The following is a 19,684-nucleotide window of genomic DNA, read 5'->3' as shown; positions in this document are numbered from 1 at the left end:
CTTCAGCGTGCCGGATCAGTACGGCCAATTCGGTCGAGTGAACACACCACCATCGACGCCAAGCGTCTGCCCCGTGATAAAGCTCGCACGGTCACTGCACAGAAACAGCACCGCCGCGGCGACGTCGGCCGGAGTGCCGACGCGACGCAGCGGGGTGATGCGCGACCAGACCTCGTGATAGTCGGGCGACTCCAATCGTGTGCGCTCGACTTCGATCGCGCCCGGCGCCACGCAGTTCACCGTGATCCCATGCGGCCCGAGTTCCATCGCCGCGCTGCGCGTGAACTGGTCGATGCCGGCCTTCGACGCGGAGTAGTCGACGAGACTCGGAAACGGAATCTTGTTGCAGCCCGAGCCGATATTGACGATTGCACCGCCCTCGCCCGCAGCGATCATCATGCGCGCCGCCTTCTGCGTGTTGAGGAAGCAGCCTTTCAAATTGGTGCGGATGACGCGGTCCCAATCGGCCTCGCCGAGCTGCAGCAGCGCGCTCCAAGTCTGCACGCCGGCGTTGTTGACGAGCAGACGCGGCGCGCCGTGCAGACGCTGCTGCGCGCCGTCGAAAAATGCCTCGACCTGTTCGGCAACACCGGCATCGCACGCAGAGACATAGGCGCGGCGTCCGAGCGCCTCGATCTCCGCGGCAAGCTCGGCCGGCTTGCCGTCGTCGGCAAGATAGCTGACGGCGACGTCCCAACCGTCGCGCGCGAGCGCGAGCGCGATGCCGCGACCGATGCCCGAGGTGCCTCCGGTGACGACCGCCCAGCGAGTGTCCGTGCTCATGCGTATCCTCAAATGTGATGACGGACGACACGCTGGCGCTGCGCGCCCACTCCGTCGATCTCCAGTTCAACGACGTCGCCTTCCTGCAGCCACTGCGGCGGCTTCATCGCCATGCCGACGCCGTGCGGCGTGCCCGTGCTGATAACGTCGCCGGGCTGCAGGCTCATGAACTGGCTGACGTAGTGCACGAGGAACGGCACGTCAAAAATCATGTCTCGCGTATTGCCGGACTGAACGACGCGGCCGTTGACCCGGCACTGCAGATTCAGCGTGCGAAAATCGGCGATTTCATCGGTCGTCACCAGATACGGGCCGATCGGGCAGAACGTGTCGCAACCTTTGCCTTTGTCCCACTGGCCGCCGCGCTCGATCTGATAGCTGCGCTCGGATACATCGTTGATGACGCAATAGCCGGCGACATGTTCGAGCGCGCGATCGAGCGGCACGTAGCGCGCCTCTTTACCGATGACGACGCCGAGCTCGACTTCCCAGTCGCCTTTCTGCGCGTCGGGCGGCAGCACGATATCGTCGTTCGGTCCGACGATCGACGAGGTCGCCTTGAGGAAAAGGATCGGCTCGCGCGGCGGCGTCTGCCCGGTCTCGCGCGCGTGATCGGCGTAGTTCAAGCCGATGCAGACGATCTTGCCGATGCCGCGCAGCGGCGCGCCGATGCGTGCGCCGCCGGCAATACGCGGCAATGTTTCCGTGCGCACGGCGCGCAGCGCGGCGATCGTTGCCGCGAGATCGGCCGCGACGAAATCCGCCACGATCGACGAGGCGTCACGGATTTCTCCCGAGGTATCCATGAGCGCCGGGCGCTCGCTACCGGCCGGTCCGTAGCGCATCAATTTCATTGCTGTCCTCTTTGCTTCACAACGCGAAGCCGCCGTCGATGACGATGTCCGAGCCGGTCATGAACGCGCTCTCGTCGGATGCGAGCAGCGCGGCCACGGCCGCGATTTCCTCGGCCTTGCCGAGCCGCCCCATCGGCTGACGCGCAATCATGTCGATACGCATCTGCGTGGGATCGGCCGCGGCCGCGATGCGCTCGCCGAGCGACGGCGTATCGACCGTGCCGGGGCTGATCGAATTGCAGCGCACGCCATCGCCGATGAAATCGAGCGCGATCGCGCGCGTCATCGCGATGACCGCGCCCTTGGTCGCTGCGTAGATGAAGCGTCGCCGTGCCGCCGCGGTCGTCGACACCACCGAGGCAATATTGATGATCGAACCGCTGCGCCGCTCGCGCATGCCGGGCAGCACCGCCCTGGCCATGATGTAGACCGACTCGACATTGATGCGCAGGCTGCGCGCGAAGTCCTGCTCGTCGCATTCGAAGATATCGCCGACCGCGACGTAGCCCGCGCAGTTGACCAGCACATCGATATGCGGATGCTGCGCGGCGATCGCGTCCGCCGCCGCAGCGTCGGTCACGTCAAGTTTGACTGCGGTCGCTGCGCGCGGAAGGTCGGCGAAGTGCCGCTCGCTGATGTCGCTTGCGATCACGTTCGCGCCGTCGGCGCAGAAGCGCTCGACGATCGCGCGGCCGATGCCTTGCCCCGCACCGGTCACCAAACAGGTTTTTCCGAACAGTCTGCCCGCCATGCTTTGCTCTCCAAGGCCGCGGCAGCGATGTTAGGAACAAGCCGAATATGCCGACAGCACTCACTTGATGCGCCTGCGGTATCGGTTTGACCTCACTGCGCGCCAGACAAACCAAAATCGCCGGACGGGCAAAAATCGCGTGGCGCCGCATGGTGCCTGTGCCTAAGGTCGCAGCGCAGTGAAGCCGCAGTAAAAAGGGACCGGGATCGTGCTGACAGACCATCGATTCGAACACCGATCTCGCGCCGAGAAGAATCAACGAGCGACAAGGAGCCGGGGGATGACGGTCATGCGTAGTGCGTTCGGCCGACTCAAGGATGGCCGTGACGTGGACAGCATCCGTTTGTCCGATCCGCGCAGCGGCTTCGCAGTGGAAATACTCGACTACGGCGCGACGATACGTGCGATCCACGTTCCCGACCGCGACGGCACATCGGTCAACACCGTTCTTTCGTACCGGACGCTCGCCGAGTACGAAAGCGGAAACGCCTATCTCGGCTCGACCATCGGCCGCTGCGCCGGCCGCACTGCGGCCGATGCTCACGCTTCGCTGCACCTGAGTCGCAACGAAGCGTCGAATCATCTGCATGGCGGCCGAACCGGCTTCAGCCATTCGCTGTGGCAGGTCGTCGGCATCGACGATGGCGACATGCCGTCGCTGCGCCTGCGCCATCGCTCGCCGAACGGCGAGGACGGCTATCCGGGCGGCCTGGTGGTCGATGCCGAATTCGCCTTGATCGACGCCTTCACGCTGCGTGTGGTGATGCAGGCGACATGCGATGCCGAAACACCGCTGAACCTGACCCTGCATCCGTACTTCAATCTGAGCGGCGATCCTACGAGCGCGATCGACGACCATCGCCTGCGCATCGACGCGGCGAACATTCTGCCGCTCGCGCCGACGTGGCTGCCGACCGGCGCGACGATGCCGGTGGCGCAGACGCCGTTCGACTTTCTCGCCGCGCGCGCCATCGGCGCATCGCACTACGACGGTCACGCGCAGTTGCGCCTCACGCGCGGCTACGATCACTACTACGTGCTCAACGAAAATGCGCCGGTCGCGGCGGACATCTACTGTCCGCGCTCCGCGCTCGGCCTGCGCCTCAGCACGAACCAGAAGGGCCTGCAATTCTATTCCGGCAACCAGCTCGACCGTGCCGCGCCGGTCGCATTCCCGCTGCGCAGCGGGCTCTGTCTCGAACCGCACGCCTTTCCGAATGCGATCAACGAACCGCGCTTCCCCGACATCACTCTGCGCGCCGGCGAAATCTATCGCCACGAAACGCGCTACGAGTTCTACCGCGGCAACTGATCTCAGCGCCGGTGCGCTGCGCGGCGAGTGAGCCGCTGGCAAAGCGACCATCTGCGCTGCGTCAACTGGCGCGTGGCAGCGAGCCGAGTCCGCGTGAGTCAATCGCCGCCCACGCCGATTCGACTCAACCCGAAAGAAGGAGCAGCCATGTTTTCATCGTTCGCTTCCCGTTGTCGCGGATTCGCTGTTCGCGGCAACGTGCTTGCCGGCGCGCTTATGGCGCTATCGACCCTCTGTGCCGTCGCTCCCGCGCATGCAACGCTGGCGCAGTCACAGGTATTCCCCGGCTGGACGCCGGTCGCCGGCGGTGCCGATATCACCTTGACCGCCGATACGACGACGAAGCACGGCGGCAATCAATCGCTCAAATTCGTCAACAACACCAACGGCACTTTTTCCGGAGCCAACGGCGGCTTCGGCCAGGTCATCAACGTGCAGCCGTCCACGCTCTATCACTTGTCGGCCTGGGTGTCCGGCTCCAACGTCGCATACGGCGTCACCGACTGCTTCGGCATCGACCAGAATTTCGCCACCTTGCAATGCCTACCCGCAGGAACCTACGGCTGGCAGCAAATGACTTGGAATTTCACGACCGGCGCGGCCGACACGTTGATGTCGGTCGCGTTGTACAGCGTGAATACCGGTACGGTCTGGATCGACGACATGGCGGTCGTGCAGGACGGCGCGACCACGAACCTGCTCACCAATCCGGGCTTCGAGAATTCGGCCGATTCGATCACCGTCCTGCCGTCGGGCGACGGCGTGACTTTCGTCAACGCGTTTCCGACCGGCGGCTACTGGGAGCCGGTCACGTCGACCGCGCCATCGATCAACTGGAGCGCCGCCGATATCAACGGCATGCCGGTCGGCAGCGGCTCGGTCAGCATGGCCTGGGGACCGACTTACTTCGTACTGCCGAGCGTCGGGCCCGGCTGGTACTCGCTGCATATGACCGGATCGACGAGCGGTTCCGGCGATGCGCCGTTCACGGTCATCGCCAATACCACGGTGACCAAGCCAAATGCTTTCGGCACCAACATCCATCCGCCGATCGTCTCGGCGCCGACCTCGATGGCCGAGGTCAAAGCGATCGGCACCGCGGGCCTGTCCAACGTGCGCATGGACTTGCGCTGGGAGCTGATCGAGAAGAGCGCCGGCGTGTATACCTGGGACGCGAATGAAGACAACGTCGTCAACTTCCTCGTCGGCGGCGGGGTCAAGCCGCTGATGACCCTCGGCTATCAGAATCCGCTCTATGACGGCGGCCACGTGCCGAGCACGCCCCAGGGCATCGCCGCCTACGCTGCTTTCGCCGCCGCCGCCGCTCAGCACTTCGGCACGCGCGTCGACTACGACGTGTTCAATGAGTTCAACGTCGCGGCGACGAACAACAGCGCCTGCGGCACCACGGCCGATTGCTATTACGCCTTGATCGGCCCGGCCGCGAACGCGATCCACAACGCCGCAGCGGGCGCGCGCGTCGTCGGTCCAACCACGGGCGGACTCACCACCGATTGGCTCGGCAGCAATCCGACTTCGTACAACTGGTTCAAGCGCTTCCTCGATATCGGCGGCCTGGCTTACATGGACGTCATCGCCATTCACAACTACACGCCGCTGTCGGTCAGTCCGCAAGGCGCACTGTTGCCGGCGGCGCCGCCGGAAGGCAATAACGACGCCGTGATCAACGCCGTGCGCAGCCTGCTCGCGGACTATTCGGGCGGAACGTCGAAGCCGTTGTGGCTGACCGAGACCGGCTGGCCGACCTATCTCGGTGTCGTCACCGAACTGCAGCAGGCCCAGTACGTGGTGCGCGATGCGGCGCTGGCGCTGCGCGCGGGCATCTCGGAATACATGTACTACGATTTTATGGACGACTACAGCCTGGCGCCCGGCGACACCAACCCGGCCGACGGCGTCGGTCGCTTCGGTCTGCTGCACAACACCGGCGATGCGTCGGGCGCGCTCGCGCCGAAGCCCGGCTACACGGCCTACGCCGTGCTCGCCCACTATCTCGCCGGCTACAACTATGCGAGCAGCGACAACTGGGGCAACGGCATCTATTCGCTGGTGTTCGCTAGCGGCAGCACGAACCGCCGCGTCGCCTGGGCGCCGGCGGGCAACACCACGCTCGCCGTGCAGAGCAGCGCCGCGGTGACGGTGACGAATTGGGACGGCCGCGGCAGCACGCTGAGCCCGGTCAACGGCACGGTCACTTTCAGCGTCGGCCCCGACCCCGTCTACGTGGACGGCACCGCCATCTCGGGCGGCGGCATCGCGGCGACACCGGCATTCAGCGCCGCGCCGCCGGCGACCGTGCACCAGAATCAGACAGTGCCGCTCGCAGTGAGCGTGAACGGCGCCGCCACCGGCGCGCCGACCGGCTCGGTCACCTTCCGCACTGCCTACGGCAGCACGATCGTGACCGCCACTGCGGGCAATACAGTGAACGGAACGCTGACCTTGAATGCGTTTCCGCAAACCGGCGTCGTCACCGTGCCGATCGAGGTCGTGCAAGGCAGCACCGTCGTCGGCCGCCTCGTCGTCACGATGAACGTGACGCCGTAATCCACGTTACCGACTAAAGAAGAGAACGCCAGCGGATAACGGATGCCAGCACACACTGGGGATCAGGACGGATCGCCCGGGCCGAACGGTCCGGGCGATCGGCAAGCGAGCGAGACCATACTCGACGGCGGCGTATCGAGCGATATCCGCATCGTGCATTCCTCGCAGGGCAACTACGTCGTCAAGCATGCGCTGGAGAAGTTGAGGGTTGAAGCGGACTGGCACTCCGATCCGGCGCGCTCTTCGATCGAAGTCGATGGGCTGCGGACGATCGCAGCCTTACTCGGTCAAGCGCATGCGCCGAGAGTGCTATGGAGCGACGCCTCGGCGCATCGATTTGCGATGGAGCTGATCGATCCGCGCTACAAAAACTGGAAGCAACTGCTGCTGGGTGGCGACGTCGATCTTGCGACGGCGCGCAGTGCGGGACGTCTGCTCGGCCTGCTGCATGCGCGATCTTCGACCAGCGCCGACATCGCGAGACGATTCACAAACACGCGGACCTTCGTCGAACTGCGCATCCGGCCGTTCTTCGAGCGCGTCGCAGAACGCAATCCTGCGCTCGCGCCGGCAGTCACGCGAGTCGTCGAACGAATCCAATCCCATCGCAATGCCTGGGTCCACGGCGACTACAGTCCGAAGAATCTGCTCGTGGACGGCGCCGACGTGGTGATTCTCGACTGCGAGGTCGCACATTGGGGCGACGCGCGCTTCGACATTGCTTTCTGCGTCACTCACCTGCTGCTGAAATCTTTCCGCCGCGACGCAGACGCGCTGCCGTTGCTGTCGGCCGCGGCGGCATTCCTCACCGAGTATCGCCGCTGCGGTCTCAACGTCGTCGACGGCGATCTTCTTCAACAGATCGGATGTCTGATGCTTGCGCGCCTCGAAGGCGATTCGCCGGTCGACTATCTGCGCGATCTCGACGCATACACGGTCAAGCGCATCGCGATCGAATTCATTCTTTCTGCGTCGACGCCGGCGGAATCCAACATTATGGGAATCCTGTTCAAATGAGTCATCGCGCCGATACGAAAATCGCATCCGTGCGCGGCCGCCAGATCTTCGACTCGCGCGGCCGCCCGACGGTCGAAGCCGAAGTCAGCCTCGCCGGCGGCGCGCGCGGTCGCGCCTCGGTGCCTTCGGGCGCCTCGACCGGGCGGCACGAAGCGCACGAGCTGCGCGACGGCGATCCTGCAGTCCACGGTGGACGTGGTGTGAGCAAAGCGGTCGCCGCGGTCAACACAGAAATTGCGCAAGGCCTTGTCGGCCGCGATGCCGGTGAGCAGAGAATCGTCGATGCAACGCTGCGCGATCTCGACGGCAGCGAACATCTCAGTCGGCTCGGTGCCAACGCGGTGCTCGCCGTCTCGCTCGCGGTGTGTCGCGCCGCTGCGCGCGCGCACGCGATGCCGCTTTATCGCTATATCGCCTCGCTCGCGCAAAACACCGCGCCGTCTCTGCCGATGCCGATGGTCAATATTCTCAGCGGCGGCACGCACGCGGCGCAGAGCATGGACCTGCAGGACTTCCTCGTTATCCCGATCGGCGCGGCGAGCTTCAACGACGCATTGCGCATGGTCCTGCAAATACGCCGCAGCGCCGATGAAGTTTGCGCGCGTCGTGGCTTGCCGACGTTGCTCGCCGACGAAGGCGGACTGAGTCCGGCATGCAGACGTGTGACAGACGCGCTCGATCTCGTCGTCGAGGCGATCGAGTCGGCCGGCTTTGTGCCGGGCCGCGACGTCGCGATTGCGATCGATGTGGCGGCGAGTGGGCTGCATGCAAAAGGGAAGTACGAATTGCGCAGCGAAGGACTGCGCCTGTCGAGCGACGAAATGATCGCGGCGGCGCGCGAATGGCGCAGCCGCTATCCGCTCGTCTCGATCGAAGATCTGCTGCATGAAGACGACTGGGATGGCTGGACCCGGCTGACCTCGTCGATGCCCGATCTGCAGATACTCGGCGACGACTTGTTCGCAACGAATGTGAGCCGCATCGAACACGGCATTCGCACGCGCGCGGCCAATGCCGTGCTGATCAAGCCGAACCAGAACGGCACGCTGTCGGGAACGCTTGACGCGATCGCGCAGGCGCGCCGCGGTGGATTCGCCACGATCGTCTCGGCGCGCTCGGGCGAGACGGAAGATTCGTTCATCGCCGACCTCGCCATCGGTACCGGCGCGGGCCAGATCAAGATCGGTTCGGTACGCACCTCGGAACGCATGGCGAAGTACAACCAGCTCGTACGCATCGAAGAAGACGCGTCGCTGCCGTTTGCCGGATGGATCGGCCGCGGTTAGAGCGCGCAGCTCAGAACATGTCGAGATCTTGGGCCGAAACCACTTCGCCGGCGTAGCCGGCTTCGCGCAGCTCGCGCAACAGGTCGGCGTCGGTGCCGCCCGTGCCGTAAAGCTGGTGATAGAGCACGAGCAGCTTCGGCTTGGCCGCGTTGGCGATGCGCGCGAGATCCTTGGTTTGGGTGTGAAACGCCGCGTGATAGCGCTGCCACTCGGGCGGTCGGCCGGAGAGAGTCGACGTGCTGATGACTTCGTGGATCAGCACGTCGCAGCCGCGGCAGGCCTCGACGATCGCGTTCGTCGGCGCCGTATCGCCCGAAATCACGACGCTGCGGCCCGGCGTGTCGAAGCGATAGGCATAGGCATGTTTCCAGCCGCCGTGCTTCACCGCGAACGCGGTCACGCGGACGTTCGCGTCGCGATAAACCTCGCCTGGAGCAATTTCATGCGCTTCCACTTTGTAACCGGTCGCGTTCGACGGTTCGCCGCCGTGCAAGCGCATGTCGATGTCTTCGGCATACGCTTGCAGGATGTGCTGCGTCATCGCCTTGATCCCGGGCGGCCCGTACACGCGCAAAGGTTTCGCGCGTTCGAGCACCCACGGCGTGAGGATCAGATCGGGATAGCCGGCCGTGTGGTCGCTGTGCAGATGGGTGACGAAGGCGATGTCGAGATGGCTCGCCTTCAACGCGACGAGTCCGTACTTTTTCTGCGCCGCCGCCGCGCGGCGGACGACACCCGGACCGAAATCGACGAGATAAGCCTGATCGCCGACCACGATCGCGGTTGCGGGGCCCGAATGATCCGGATCGGCGTTCGGCGTTCCGGTACCGAGCATGACGATGCGCGCCGAAGCGAGCGATTTCGCCGTATCGGTGGCCGCTGCCACCGCGCAGATTCCGGCAAGTAAAAAGAGGAACGCGAGTTTCATATTTCGCCGCTGCGTGCAAAGAGGATGGGAAGTTTCCTCCATTTTGCGCGCCGCCAGGGAATAGGACGTCCTCGCTCAAAGCCTAAAGAGGCGTTTCCAGCAGCAACGGTTTGCGCAACTGCGCGCGGACGGTGAGTTTGATTTCATTCGCCAGCCGTTTGGTCCGACCACACGCATTCACGCAAAAACGTTTGGCCCAGGCGGCGTCGAATCATTCGGCGCGACGGCGCAAACCAATGGGCAGAAAGACAGCTTCTGCGGACTTCGGGGAACCAGCGCGAATGGGGAAATTGGTGGACGGTGTAGGGATCGAACCTACGACCCTTGCCGTGTGAAGGCAATGCTCTACCGCTGAGCTAACCGTCCGTCGAAACGCCGTTGCGGCGAAACGTGAACCGTGCGCGGAACGCGCGGGGCGCGCATTATTGCCTAGCGGCCGCTCCGGCGCAAGGCGCCGCGGCCAATCTCTTGCGCCGCGGCAGTGCGACCGCGACGTATCGGCGGCCTTCGGCAACCGATACACTTGCACGATGATCGGTCCGATGCTCGCCGTAATCCTGTTGCTCGCCGCGCTCGCGGCCTGGCAGAACGCGCTCAAGGCGCGCGATCTGGCGCGCATGCTCGGCCATGAACTCTGCACCAGGGCGGGCGTGCAACTGCTCGATCAGAGCGTCGCCCTCGCCGGAGTCGGCCTCGCGCGCAACGCCGAAGGGCATCTGCGCCTGCGCCGCAATTATCGCTTCGAAGTCAGTGTCGACGGCCATGACCGCCATCGCGGTAGCCTGACGATGCTAGACGGACGCCTGCTTGCCTGGAGCCTGCCGGTGGCCGACACCCATGCCCAACCGGCCGTGCGCACATCCAACGTGATCGAGCTGCCGCGACGGCCGAACTAACTGAGTCGGCGGTTATTTGACCACGCGCAAGTGCGGACCTTTCTTCGGCGCAGGCGGCTCGGTGGTCGGTGCAACCGGAGTCTCCGTGTCTTCGACTGCCGCCAAAGTCGGCTGCGCCGGTGCCGGCGGAGCGTTCTCCGCGGGGAACATCATGCCCTGGCCGTTTTCCTGCGCATAGATCGCAAGCACCGCGCCGATCGGCGCTTCGACGACCTGGCTGACGCCGGCGAAGCGCGCCATGAAGCGCACGCGATCGGTGCCGAGTTCAAGCTGCGCGACCGCGCGCGCGGCGACGTTGAGAACGACGCGGCCGTCCTTGATCGCGCTCTTCGGCACTTTCACGCCCGGCGCGTTCGCGTCGACGAGGATGTAAGGGGTCATACCGTTGTCGGCGATCCACTCGTACATGGCGCGCAGGAGGTACGGGCGGTTGGAAGTCATTACTGCGGAAGTCATGGTTTGGTCTTGCTTGCGGTCAGGTGCGCAGCGCCTTCTCATCTTCAGTGAGGCTGCGGGTGAAGCCGGGATTGCGAAATATACGTTCGCCATATTCGTCGATGACGCGCGCTTCGCGCGGCAGGTCGACGCCGAGGCTCGGCAGGCGCCAGATCAGCGGCGCGAGCGCGCAGTCGGCGAGACTCATTTCGGGGTTCAGGAAAAATTTCGACGCCTTGAACAGCGGCAGGCTGGCGAGCAAGGTCTCGCGCAGGCGCTTGCGCGCGGTGTCGGCGGGGCGTCCGCCGGCCTCGATCTGTTCGACGAACGGATACCAGTCGCGTTCCATGCGCACCATGGCGAGACGCAAACGCGCACGCGACAGCGGATCGATCGGCATCAGCGGCGGATGCGGATAGCGTTCGTCGAGGTATTCGCAGACGACACCGGTTTCGTAAAGCACGAGGTCGCGATCGACCAGGGTCGGCACGCTGTGGTACGGATTGAGATCGACGAGGTCTTCAGGCGGCGACGCCGGATTCACGCCGACGAAGTCGAAGACCACGCCTTTGGCCGCAAGAACGAGACGCACGCGGTGACACTGCACGTCATCGCGCGAGGAATACAGAGTCAGAACGGTACGCGACCGCGGATTCAGGACCATGCCGTATATTTCCCTATGTCTCCCAACGCCCCCCGTGGGATCGAAACGCGCCGGCCGCAAAAAACTCCGCCGCCATGCTGCTGCAACAATTTACACCCCTGGGACGGCGGCGCCTAGCCCGCAAACGAAAACCGGCGCCATGGCGCCGGTTTTGATCGAATCGACGGCCGTCAACAACGGCCGTTTCTGCTGAAGAGTGCGGTCGGAGAAGGCCGCCACTCGACTCTGCGCTCGTGGACGAGCGCAAAGATCAATGCACGTCTCTCCAGTATTCCTTGTTGAGCAGCCACGCAAGGAAGGTGAAGAAGGCGAGGTAGAGGATCACCCACACGCCGACCGCCTCACGCTGCAGCGCCGCCGGCTCGCCGACGTACTGCAGGAATGTGGTGATGTCGCGTGCCGTTTCGTCGAACTCTTCGCCCGACAGACGGCCTTTGCTCGCAAGCTCCAGCTTCTCGACGGCCGGCTCTTCGCCCGGCTTGGCCGGCGCGTAGTGCGCAACCTGCGTGCCCTGCAGTTCCCAGAGCACGTTCGGCATCGAAGCGCCCGGGAATACCGTGTTGTTCCAACCGACCGGACGCGACGGATCGAGATAGAACGACTTCAGGTAGGTGTAGATCCAGTCCGGCCCCTTCGCGCGCGCTTCGAGCGAAAGATCGGGCGGCACCTTGCCGAACCATTCACCGGCGTGATCGGCCGGCATGTTCGAGACGATCTGGTCGCCGATCTTCGCGCCGGTGAAGGCGAAATTGCTCAGTACTTCATCGGGCGACAGCTTGAGATCGGTGGCCAGGCGCGAGTAGCTCTGGTACTTGATCGAGTGGCAGCCCGCGCAGTAGTTGAAATAGAGCCGCGCGCCGCGCTGCAGCGAGGCAATGTTGCTCACCTTCGTATTCGCCGAGAGCAAGCCGCCGCCTTCCTCGGAAGCGTAGGCCGCACCGCTCGCGGCGATGGCAACGAGGGCGGCAACGGCAAACGAACGCAGTTTCTTCATCTGGATCTTGTTGAGCATGTTGAGCTTAGGCATGGGCGGTCACTCGCTCCGGAACCGGCTTGGTCTTTTCCAAGCCGAAGGCCGTGTAGACCCACAAGAAAATGAAGTAGCAGAAATACATCACCACGAGCAGCCAGCCGAAATGCATTTCGATGCTGGTCACGTCGGCTTTCGCGCCGAACAGCTTCGGAATCCATTCCGCAGTGAGGCCGGCACCGATCGAGCCGAGCAGCAGGAACGTCGCCGCGAACAAGCCGAGCGCAACCTTGTAGCCGAGTCCGCGATAGCGCACCGACTTGACCGCGCCGCGATCGACCCACGGCAGCAGGAACAGAAGCACGATCGAAGCAAACATCGCGACGATGCCGAGCTGCTTGTTCGGAATCACGCGCAGGATTCCGTAGAACGGCGTGAAGTACCACACCGGCTTGATCTCCGGCGGCGTGACGAGCGGGTTGGCCGGGATGAAGTTGTCGTGCTCGAGGAACCAGCCGCCGACGGTGGGCTGATAGAAGATGATGAACGCGCAGATCGTCAGGAAGAAACCGACGCCGACGATGTCGTGCACCGTGTAGTACGGATGGAACGGGATGCCGTCGAGCGGCTTGCCCGTGGCCGGGTCCTTCTTCTTCTTGATCTCGACGCCGTCAGGGTTGTTCGAACCGACTTCGTGCAGGGCGAAGATGTGCAGTACGACCAGCAGCAACAGAACGAGCGGCAGCGCGATCACGTGCAAGGCGAAGAAACGGTTGAGCGTCGCATCGGCCGGGTTGTAATCGCCCATGATCCACTGCACGAGCGCATCGCCGATAACCGGCACCGCGCCGAACAGCGAGATGATCACTTTCGCGCCCCAGAACGACATGTTGCCCCACGGCAGCACGTAGCCCATGAACGCCTCGGCCATCAGCGCGAGGAAGATGAACATGCCGAGCAGCCAGACCAATTCGCGCGGCTTTTTGTACGAGCCGTACATCAGGCCGCGGAACATGTGCAGGTAGATGACGATGAAGAACATCGACGCGCCGGTCGAGTGCATGTAGCGGATCAGCCAGCCCCAGTCGACATCGCGCATGATGTATTCGACCGAGTCGAACGCGGTCGCCGCACCCGGCTTGTAGAACATCGTCAGGAAGATGCCGGTCAGGATCTGGTTGACCAGCACGACGATGGCGAGCACGCCGAAGTAGTACCAGAAATTGAAGTTCTTCGGCGTGTAATACTCGGTCATGTGCTTGCGGTACACCGGCATCAAGCCCGGTGCGCGCTCGTTGACCCAGTTGCCGATGCTCGTGAATACGCTGGCCATCAGGCTTTGTCCTCCGGATTCACGCCGATCAAAATATGGGTGTCGTCGACGAACTTGTACGGCGGCACGACCATGTTCAGCGGCGCAGGCACGCCCTGGAACACACGGCCGGAGATGTCGTAGCGCGACTTGTGGCACGGGCAGAAGAAGCCGCCCTTCCACTCCGGATCGAACGGTTCGGGCTTGATCTCGGGCACGTACTCGGGCGAACAGCCCAGGTGGGTGCAGATGCCGATCATGACCAGCCATTCGGGCTTGATCGAGCGATCGATGTTCTGCGCGTACTTCGGCTGATCGCTGGCGACCGAGTCGGGATCGCGCAGGCGATCCTTGAGGCCCGGCAGGGTGTCGAGCATCGCCTTGGTGCGATTGACGATCCACACCGGAGAGCCGCGCCAGAGCACGGAAACCTTCTGCCCCGGCTCGATCTTGCTGATGTCCTGCAGGACCGGCGCGCCCGCGTTCTTCGCGCGCTCGCTGGGCTCCCACGACTTGATGAAGGGAGTTGCCGCAAACGCGACCCCGATACCGCCGACGACCGCGGTCGTCCCGGTAAGGAACCTGCGGCGTCCCTGATTCACACCCTCATTTGCCATCCGGCACTCCGAAAATGCTGAAAATCCGCTGAGCAGCCCGTACGAGCTCCCCCAAAAATCGTGCTAGTTTACCCAAAGCCCCCTGCCGCAGACAACGAAAACTAAAGCGTCTGCCGCGTCATCCTCGTACATCAATGAAAAACGTCGCCCGACTGATCCAGTTCATCGCGCAATTCATCACTCTGGGCCTGGCCCTCGCATTCGTGATTTCCCTGTTCGCTCCGCAGTGGACGGCGCGACTGCGCGGGCAGTCCGAGATGCAACCGGCTTCTTCATCCCAGACCGCAGATTCGAAGCCGCCGGCAACGAAGCCGGCTACACGCGCACCGGAACCGACCGTAGGTTTCGGTCCGGAAGGATCTGTGCAGAAGCCGGCCGTGCAGGATGCGCCTGGATCAGTCACGACTTCGTATGCGCCTGCGGTGGAAGCGGCGGCTCCCGCGGTGGTGAGCATTTTCGTTAACAAGATCGAGGAACAAAGAAGGCCCGTCCTGATCAGGCAGAGCGACCCCTCCCTGCCGCTGCTTCCGGCCCAAGTCATTACCAATGTACCGACCCAGAACCTCGGCTCGGGCGTGATCGTGAATGCCGACGGCTATGTGCTCACCAACTATCATGTGATCAAGAGCGCGACCAACATCAGCGTGATCATGCCCGACGGCCGTACCGCGGCGGCCAAGATCGTCGGCAGCGACGAAGAAACCGATCTGGCCGTGCTTCAACTTCAACAACTGGCCTTCGTGCCGACGATTCCGATAGCCGAGCGCGCAGCCGCCGTCGGCGATGTCGTCCTCGCCATCGGCAATCCGTTCGGACTCGACAAGACAGTCACCATGGGTATCGTCAGTGCAGTGGGTCGTGTAAATCCGGCAACAGGCGAAGACTTCATCCAGACCGATGCAGCCATCAACTCAGGCAATTCCGGAGGCGCTCTGGTCAACGCGCATGGCGAACTGGTCGGGATCAATTCGGGAACATACTCTCCGTCGGGCAATATCGGCATCGGCTTCGCCATCCCTGTCGCTTCGGCGATGAAAGTGCTGGATCAGATCATCCGCAACGGCCGCGTAATCCGCGCTTGGATGGGGGTTACTTATCGCGATGCGCCGCAGCAACCCAATGATCCGATGCCCGTCGTGACTCGGGGGTCCTTGATCACCGCGATCGAACCCGACAGCCCTGCTGCAAAGGCTGGGTTGAAGGTCGGCGACGTCATCGTCCGCATCGACGGCAAATGGATGCCGAATGCGACCGCATTGCGCAATCGCGAGTCCCATTTGACACCGGGCACCAAGATCAATGTAGCCGCCATGCGCAACAACGATCTGCTGCAGTTCGACCTGGACATGGCGGAACGCCCCAGCTCCGTCGCACAGCAGGGAGCGCAAGGCCCGGCACCAGAGTCGAAATAGAGACGCTCAGCGCGCCTCACCGTAACGCTTGCGCAGCGTCGCGACGCGCTCCACATAGACCCGAGTTTCGTCGAACGGCGGCACGCCGCTGTACTTCTGCACGTTCTGCGGACCCGAATTGTAGGCCGCCGCGGCGAGGCGTTCGTCGCCGTTGAACATCCTCAGCAGCATCGCCAGATAGCGCGCGCCGCCGCGGATGTTTTGCGCCGGGTCGAACGGACTCGCCACGCCCATGTCGTTCGCCGTCGCCGGCATCAATTGCATGAGTCCTTGCGCGCCCTTGACCGACATCGCGTTCGGATTGAATGCGGACTCGGCATGGATCACTGCGCGCAGCAAGGCTTGGTCGAGACCGAATTCCGTCGCCGCCGCGGTCACCTCATCGCGATACGCAACAAGATTGAGCGCAAGCGTCGCGAAGTTGACCGCCGATTTCACATCACAGGCATAGCAAGTCGCGATGTAGGTGAACAGCGTCTGGTACGCACCGCCGCTCGGCCTGACATTGGTGTATTCGACGAGACCGTTCGCACGCGCGATTTTGTAGACCGCGCCGCGGCGAATCTCGGTCGCCTTGTCGGGCTTTTCCGTCGCATTCGGCATGGTTTTAACGGGCGCCTCGCCATTGAGCCGCAGCTCGCTGACGACGTCGGCGAACTGCGACGCAGGCGCAGATTTGTATTCGATGCGCGTGCTTTTGACCGCGACGGCAGGCGCTGTCGGTTCGGCCGGCGGCACACCGGGTTTCGCCGCTTCGGCGATCGACGCAACCGGCTTCGCCGCATCGCCGGGCTTTGCCGCGGCGGCAGCGGGCGGCTCGATTTTCGCCACCGCCTTGTGCGGTTTCGCCGGTGCCGGCTCCGCGTAATCGCTGTTCGGCAACTTCGTGCAAGCGGCGTAGTCGGACGGCTTGTTCGTTATCGCAAGCTCGCCGTTCGGCCCCTTGCAGCGGTACATCGCGCCCGCACGCGCCGGCCGCGCCAACCCGGCCAAGGCCAGCGCGATACAGATCAGGCAAATCGATTGGCGCAGCGTTGGTTTCATGGATCAGCGACTTTAGCTCGCCAAGTTTCTGACAGTATTGGGGTTTTGCCAAGCGAATCAGCGCACGGATCGAACCACCGGCGTGCCCGCGCACATGGCGGACTGCGCGATCCAGCCTTAGAATACGCAGTTCGCAAAAAATTCCCCGCCCCGTCGCTTTCGCACAAAACCATGTCCGGCAAACTTTTCATCAAGACCCACGGCTGCCAGATGAACGAGTATGACTCGGCCAAGATGGTCGACGTACTCGCGGCTTCGCACGGGCTGGAATTGACCCAGAACGAGGCCGAGGCCGACGTCATCCTCGTCAACACCTGCTCGATCCGCGAAAAGGCCCAGGAAAAGGTGTTTTCGCAACTCGGTCGTTGGCGCGAGCTCAAAGCCGCCAATCCGAACCTTGTCATCGGCGTCGGCGGCTGCGTCGCCAGCCAGGAAGGCGAAGCGATCGTCAAACGCGCGCCGTTCGTCGATCTGGTCTTCGGCCCGCAGACCCTGCACCGCCTGCCGCAGATGATCGAAGCGCGCAAGAGCACGCGGCGTGCCCAGGTCGACATTTCGTTCCCCGAGATCGAGAAGTTCGACCACCTGCCGGCGCCGCGCAAAGAGGGCGTCACCGCCTTTGTCTCGATCATGGAAGGTTGCTCGAAGTATTGTTCCTACTGCGTCGTGCCGTACACGCGCGGCGAAGAAATCAGCCGACCGTTCGACGATGTCATCGCCGAAGTCGCCCAGCTCGCCGAACAGGGTGTGCGCGAAGTCAACCTGCTCGGCCAGAACGTCAACGCCTACCGCGGCGCAATGCACGACGGCGGCGTGGCCGACCTCGCTTTGCTGATTCACGCGATCGCCGAGCTCGACGGCATCGGCCGCATCCGCTTCACCACGTCGCATCCGCTGGAATTTTCCGACTCGCTGATCGAAGCCTATGCGAGCGTGCCGAAGCTCGCGAACTATCTGCACCTGCCCGTGCAGTCGGGTTCGGACCGCATACTCGGCGCGATGAAGCGCGGCTACACCGCGATCGAGTTCAAGCAGAAGATCCGCAAGCTGCGCAAAGTGCGCCCGGATATTTCCGTGTCGAGCGACTTCATCGTCGGTTTCCCCGGCGAAACCGACGCGGAGTTCGAGCAGACGATGAAACTGATCGACGACGTCGGCTTCGACCAGAGCTTCTCCTTCATCTTCTCCAAGCGCCCCGGCACGCCGGCCGCGAACCTCGCCGACGACACGGGCGACGCGGTCAAGCACACGCGCCTGGAGCGCCTGCAGGCCACGATCAATGCGAACGCCAAGGCGATTTCGCTGGCGATGGTCGGCAGCGTGCAGAACGTGCTCGTCGAGGGACCGAGCAGGAAGAACCCGAAGGAAATGACCGGCCGTACGGAGAACATGCGCTACGTGAATTTCCCCGCACCGTCGAATCTCGTCGGTCAGTTCATCGACGTGCAGATCACCGAGGCGATGAGCAACTCGCTGCGAGGCAGGATTGCAGCGAAGGCGGCGGCCTAACTGCCGCCGCCTTCGCCGCCTGCCGCACCGCTCAGCGGCGCGACAGCCCCCAAAAAGCGCTGGCCGCCAGCGTCAGCGCCAGCAGCGCGAGTGCGGCATCGGCCAATGCGGGTGCCGGTACAGGCGGAGTTGCCACCGCCGCCGGCAGATTCGTCAAATTGAAGACCTGCGGCGCAATGCCATCCACGCTCGCCGCAACCGCATAGCTTCCCGCGCTGGCATTCGCCACGGCCGTGACCGTCGCCAACCCGTCGGCGTCGCTGATCGAAACCAACGAACTGGGACCCAGTGAAACCGCCGCGACGAATCCGCGCGCGCTGGCCGGCGCGACGCCGTTCGACAGAATTGCCGCCGCGCCTGACACCGGCGATACGAAGACGACCGGCACACCGCTCAATGGCGCGCCGAGCCGATCGACCACGCGCACACGCAGTGGCTGCGCGAACGCCGTGCTCACGAGGGTCTGCTGTGCGTCGCCGCCGGAGAGAACGAGGCGCGACGGTGCGTTCTGTGCGAAGCTGGCGACCACGCTGCAATTCGCCGCAACCGGATTCGTCGTGAACTGCGTTCCGCTCAGCGTGCCGCCGCAGGTGCCGCCGACGCTGGCCGAGTAGCCAGGATCGGACGTCACCGTGAACGCCGCGGTCTGACCGATAGCGATCGTCTGCACGGCACTTGGAGAAATCGCTCCGTGCGCGCCCGCGCTCGGCGTGACGGTCGCCGTCGGCGCAGGCAAATTGGTCATATTGATCGGCAGCGGAATCTCCAGGCTCGTGACCAGCGCTTCGATCTGATAGTCACCGGCGATGGTGTTCGCGATCGCCGTGACCGAAGCGAGTCCGTCCTTATCGGTGACGACTGTCGCGGCCGACAACGACGCCGATGCGCCTTGCGTCGGCGCCGTGAATCGCACCTCGACACCAGCGAGCGGCAGTTGCTGGCGATCGACGACACGGACCTGAATCGGCCGCGCGAAGGCCGTGCTGACAACGGTCTGCTGGCCCGCGCCTGCGACCCGTTCCCGCCGGCGCTCGGCGTTACCGCGAACGTCTGCAGCGTGAAGCTCGCGACGACGGTGCAGTCGGCGACGATCTTGTTCGTCGTGTACTGCGTTCCGTTCAAAGTCCCGCCACAGGTGCCGCCGACCGAGGCCGTATAACCGGCCTCCGCGGTCACCGCGAACGTCGCCGTCTGGCCGACGACGATGGTCTGCGCGACATTCAGTGAAATCGTGCCGTGGGCACCGGCGCTCGGCGTGACCGTCGCGGTCGGCACGGGCAGGTTGGTCAGGCCGATCTGGCGCGGGATTTCGAGCCTCGTCACGAG

General features: G+C 63.9%; 18 protein-coding genes and 1 tRNA gene. 7 read left to right on the top strand and 12 right to left on the bottom strand.

The window, feature by feature from the left end; translation table 11 throughout:
• Positions 1 to 15 precede the first annotated feature (15 nt).
• From FFS30_RS15090 to FFS30_RS15080, 3 genes are read right to left on the bottom strand one after another with little or no spacing between them, the layout of a single operon-like run.
• A complete protein-coding gene (locus FFS30_RS15090) occupies positions 16 to 783 on the bottom strand; it encodes an SDR family NAD(P)-dependent oxidoreductase (RefSeq protein WP_137913981.1) in 768 nt (255 codons plus the stop codon).
• Between the two features lie 8 nt (positions 784 to 791).
• Positions 792 to 1,637: a fumarylacetoacetate hydrolase family protein gene (locus tag FFS30_RS15085; RefSeq protein WP_137913980.1), complete on the bottom strand. Its 846-nt coding sequence runs from the start codon at positions 1,635 to 1,637 to the stop codon at positions 792 to 794.
• Between the two features lie 16 nt (positions 1,638 to 1,653).
• On the bottom strand, positions 1,654 to 2,388 hold the full coding sequence (locus tag FFS30_RS15080; RefSeq protein ID WP_137913979.1) for an SDR family oxidoreductase: 735 nt from the start codon (positions 2,386 to 2,388) through the stop codon (positions 1,654 to 1,656).
• A gap of 280 nt (positions 2,389 to 2,668) precedes the next feature.
• On the opposite strand from FFS30_RS15080, the gene FFS30_RS15075 reads away from it, so the two are divergent.
• The 4 genes from FFS30_RS15075 to eno all read left to right on the top strand — a co-directional run bounded on the left by FFS30_RS15075 (position 2,669) and on the right by eno (position 8,571).
• Positions 2,669 to 3,700, top strand: a complete 1,032-nt coding sequence (locus FFS30_RS15075; protein WP_137913978.1) for an aldose epimerase family protein — start codon at positions 2,669 to 2,671, stop codon at positions 3,698 to 3,700.
• 147 nt (positions 3,701 to 3,847) lie between these two features.
• Positions 3,848 to 6,268: a glycosyl hydrolase gene (locus tag FFS30_RS15070; protein WP_137913977.1), complete on the top strand. Its 2,421-nt coding sequence runs from the start codon at positions 3,848 to 3,850 to the stop codon at positions 6,266 to 6,268.
• A 42-nt stretch (positions 6,269 to 6,310) separates the two neighbouring features.
• Positions 6,311 to 7,285, top strand: coding sequence for an aminoglycoside phosphotransferase family protein (locus FFS30_RS15065; RefSeq protein WP_137913976.1), 975 nt, complete (start codon positions 6,311 to 6,313; stop codon positions 7,283 to 7,285).
• Positions 7,282 to 8,571 (top strand): phosphopyruvate hydratase, encoded by a 1,290-nt coding sequence (eno, locus tag FFS30_RS15060; RefSeq protein WP_137913975.1) that lies wholly within the window; start codon positions 7,282 to 7,284, stop codon positions 8,569 to 8,571. The genes FFS30_RS15065 and eno overlap by 4 nt, the downstream gene beginning before the upstream one ends.
• 10 nt (positions 8,572 to 8,581) lie before the next feature.
• On the opposite strand, the gene FFS30_RS15055 is transcribed toward eno, so the two are convergent.
• Positions 8,582 to 9,457: an MBL fold metallo-hydrolase gene (locus FFS30_RS15055; protein ID WP_212742484.1), complete on the bottom strand. Its 876-nt coding sequence runs from the start codon at positions 9,455 to 9,457 to the stop codon at positions 8,582 to 8,584.
• A 333-nt stretch (positions 9,458 to 9,790) separates the two neighbouring features.
• Positions 9,791 to 9,865 (bottom strand) — tRNA-Val (locus FFS30_RS15050).
• A gap of 164 nt (positions 9,866 to 10,029) precedes the next feature.
• Here FFS30_RS15050 and FFS30_RS15045 point away from each other — a divergent pair.
• Complete coding sequence (locus FFS30_RS15045) at positions 10,030 to 10,395, top strand: DUF3301 domain-containing protein (protein ID WP_137913974.1); 366 nt, start codon at positions 10,030 to 10,032, stop codon at positions 10,393 to 10,395.
• 12 nt (positions 10,396 to 10,407) lie between these two features.
• Here FFS30_RS15045 and FFS30_RS15040 read toward each other — a convergent pair whose 3' ends face one another.
• From FFS30_RS15040 to petA, 5 genes are all read right to left on the bottom strand, one after another.
• Positions 10,408 to 10,851 carry a ClpXP protease specificity-enhancing factor gene (locus tag FFS30_RS15040; RefSeq protein WP_137913973.1) on the bottom strand — a complete coding sequence of 148 codons (444 nt, stop codon included), beginning with the start codon at positions 10,849 to 10,851 and terminating at the stop codon, positions 10,408 to 10,410.
• 19 nt (positions 10,852 to 10,870) lie between these two features.
• Positions 10,871 to 11,494 carry a glutathione S-transferase N-terminal domain-containing protein gene (locus FFS30_RS15035; RefSeq protein ID WP_137913972.1) on the bottom strand — a complete coding sequence of 208 codons (624 nt, stop codon included), beginning with the start codon at positions 11,492 to 11,494 and terminating at the stop codon, positions 10,871 to 10,873.
• Positions 11,495 to 11,744: 250 nt separating this feature from the next.
• Complete coding sequence (locus tag FFS30_RS15030) at positions 11,745 to 12,488, bottom strand: cytochrome c1 (RefSeq protein WP_137914074.1); 744 nt, start codon at positions 12,486 to 12,488, stop codon at positions 11,745 to 11,747.
• Positions 12,489 to 12,513: 25 nt separating this feature from the next.
• Entirely contained in the window at positions 12,514 to 13,797 is a 1,284-nt protein-coding gene (locus FFS30_RS15025) for a cytochrome b N-terminal domain-containing protein (RefSeq protein WP_137913971.1), read from the bottom strand.
• A complete protein-coding gene (gene petA, locus FFS30_RS15020) occupies positions 13,797 to 14,393 on the bottom strand; it encodes a ubiquinol-cytochrome c reductase iron-sulfur subunit (RefSeq protein ID WP_137913970.1) in 597 nt (198 codons plus the stop codon). The genes FFS30_RS15025 and petA overlap by 1 nt, the downstream gene beginning before the upstream one ends.
• Positions 14,394 to 14,527: 134 nt before the next feature.
• Between petA and FFS30_RS15015 the strand changes: the two genes are divergently transcribed.
• A complete protein-coding gene (locus tag FFS30_RS15015) occupies positions 14,528 to 15,805 on the top strand; it encodes a trypsin-like peptidase domain-containing protein (RefSeq protein ID WP_137913969.1) in 1,278 nt (425 codons plus the stop codon).
• Between the two features lie 6 nt (positions 15,806 to 15,811).
• Here the strand turns inward: FFS30_RS15015 and FFS30_RS15010 are convergent, their stop codons facing one another.
• Complete coding sequence (locus tag FFS30_RS15010; protein ID WP_249352486.1) at positions 15,812 to 16,849, bottom strand: lytic transglycosylase domain-containing protein; 1,038 nt, start codon at positions 16,847 to 16,849, stop codon at positions 15,812 to 15,814.
• Between the two features lie 171 nt (positions 16,850 to 17,020).
• Between FFS30_RS15010 and miaB the strand changes: the two genes are divergently transcribed.
• A complete protein-coding gene (gene miaB / locus FFS30_RS15005) occupies positions 17,021 to 18,358 on the top strand; it encodes a tRNA (N6-isopentenyl adenosine(37)-C2)-methylthiotransferase MiaB (RefSeq protein WP_137913968.1) in 1,338 nt (445 codons plus the stop codon).
• A gap of 31 nt (positions 18,359 to 18,389) precedes the next feature.
• Here the strand turns inward: miaB and FFS30_RS24255 are convergent, their stop codons facing one another.
• Entirely contained in the window at positions 18,390 to 19,271 is an 882-nt protein-coding gene (locus tag FFS30_RS24255; protein ID WP_249352484.1) for a hypothetical protein, read from the bottom strand.
• Positions 19,272 to 19,684 lie beyond the last annotated feature (413 nt).

It is taken from the genome of Rudaea sp. 3F27F6, assembly GCF_005503555.1.
Classification (GTDB): Bacteria; Pseudomonadota; Gammaproteobacteria; order Xanthomonadales; family Rhodanobacteraceae; genus Rudaea.
Note: the sequence above shows the minus strand (reverse complement) of the source record. Positions and strands in the feature narration are given on the sequence as shown.

What these genes read in the sequence shown, in the direction of transcription:
- FFS30_RS15090 (WP_137913981.1), bottom strand. Translation starts at nt 783, where the DNA reads ATGAGCACGGACACTCGCTGGGCGGTCGTCACCGGAGGCACCTCGGGC.
- FFS30_RS15085 (WP_137913980.1), bottom strand. Translation starts at nt 1,637, where the DNA reads ATGAAATTGATGCGCTACGGACCGGCCGGTAGCGAGCGCCCGGCGCTC.
- FFS30_RS15080 (WP_137913979.1), bottom strand. Translation starts at nt 2,388, where the DNA reads ATGGCGGGCAGACTGTTCGGAAAAACCTGTTTGGTGACCGGTGCGGGG.
- FFS30_RS15075 (WP_137913978.1), top strand. Translation starts at nt 2,669, where the DNA reads ATGACGGTCATGCGTAGTGCGTTCGGCCGACTCAAGGATGGCCGTGAC.
- FFS30_RS15070 (WP_137913977.1), top strand. Translation starts at nt 3,848, where the DNA reads ATGTTTTCATCGTTCGCTTCCCGTTGTCGCGGATTCGCTGTTCGCGGC.
- FFS30_RS15065 (WP_137913976.1), top strand. Translation starts at nt 6,311, where the DNA reads ATGCCAGCACACACTGGGGATCAGGACGGATCGCCCGGGCCGAACGGT.
- eno (WP_137913975.1), top strand. Translation starts at nt 7,282, where the DNA reads ATGAGTCATCGCGCCGATACGAAAATCGCATCCGTGCGCGGCCGCCAG.
- FFS30_RS15045 (WP_137913974.1), top strand. Translation starts at nt 10,030, where the DNA reads ATGATCGGTCCGATGCTCGCCGTAATCCTGTTGCTCGCCGCGCTCGCG.
- FFS30_RS15040 (WP_137913973.1), bottom strand. Translation starts at nt 10,851, where the DNA reads ATGACTTCCGCAGTAATGACTTCCAACCGCCCGTACCTCCTGCGCGCC.
- FFS30_RS15035 (WP_137913972.1), bottom strand. Translation starts at nt 11,494, where the DNA reads ATGGTCCTGAATCCGCGGTCGCGTACCGTTCTGACTCTGTATTCCTCG.
- FFS30_RS15030 (WP_137914074.1), bottom strand. Translation starts at nt 12,488, where the DNA reads ATGAAGAAACTGCGTTCGTTTGCCGTTGCCGCCCTCGTTGCCATCGCC.
- FFS30_RS15025 (WP_137913971.1), bottom strand. Translation starts at nt 13,797, where the DNA reads ATGGCCAGCGTATTCACGAGCATCGGCAACTGGGTCAACGAGCGCGCA.
- petA (WP_137913970.1), bottom strand. Translation starts at nt 14,393, where the DNA reads ATGGCAAATGAGGGTGTGAATCAGGGACGCCGCAGGTTCCTTACCGGG.
- FFS30_RS15015 (WP_137913969.1), top strand. Translation starts at nt 14,528, where the DNA reads ATGAAAAACGTCGCCCGACTGATCCAGTTCATCGCGCAATTCATCACT.
- FFS30_RS15010 (WP_249352486.1), bottom strand. Translation starts at nt 16,849, where the DNA reads ATGAAACCAACGCTGCGCCAATCGATTTGCCTGATCTGTATCGCGCTG.
- miaB (WP_137913968.1), top strand. Translation starts at nt 17,021, where the DNA reads ATGTCCGGCAAACTTTTCATCAAGACCCACGGCTGCCAGATGAACGAG.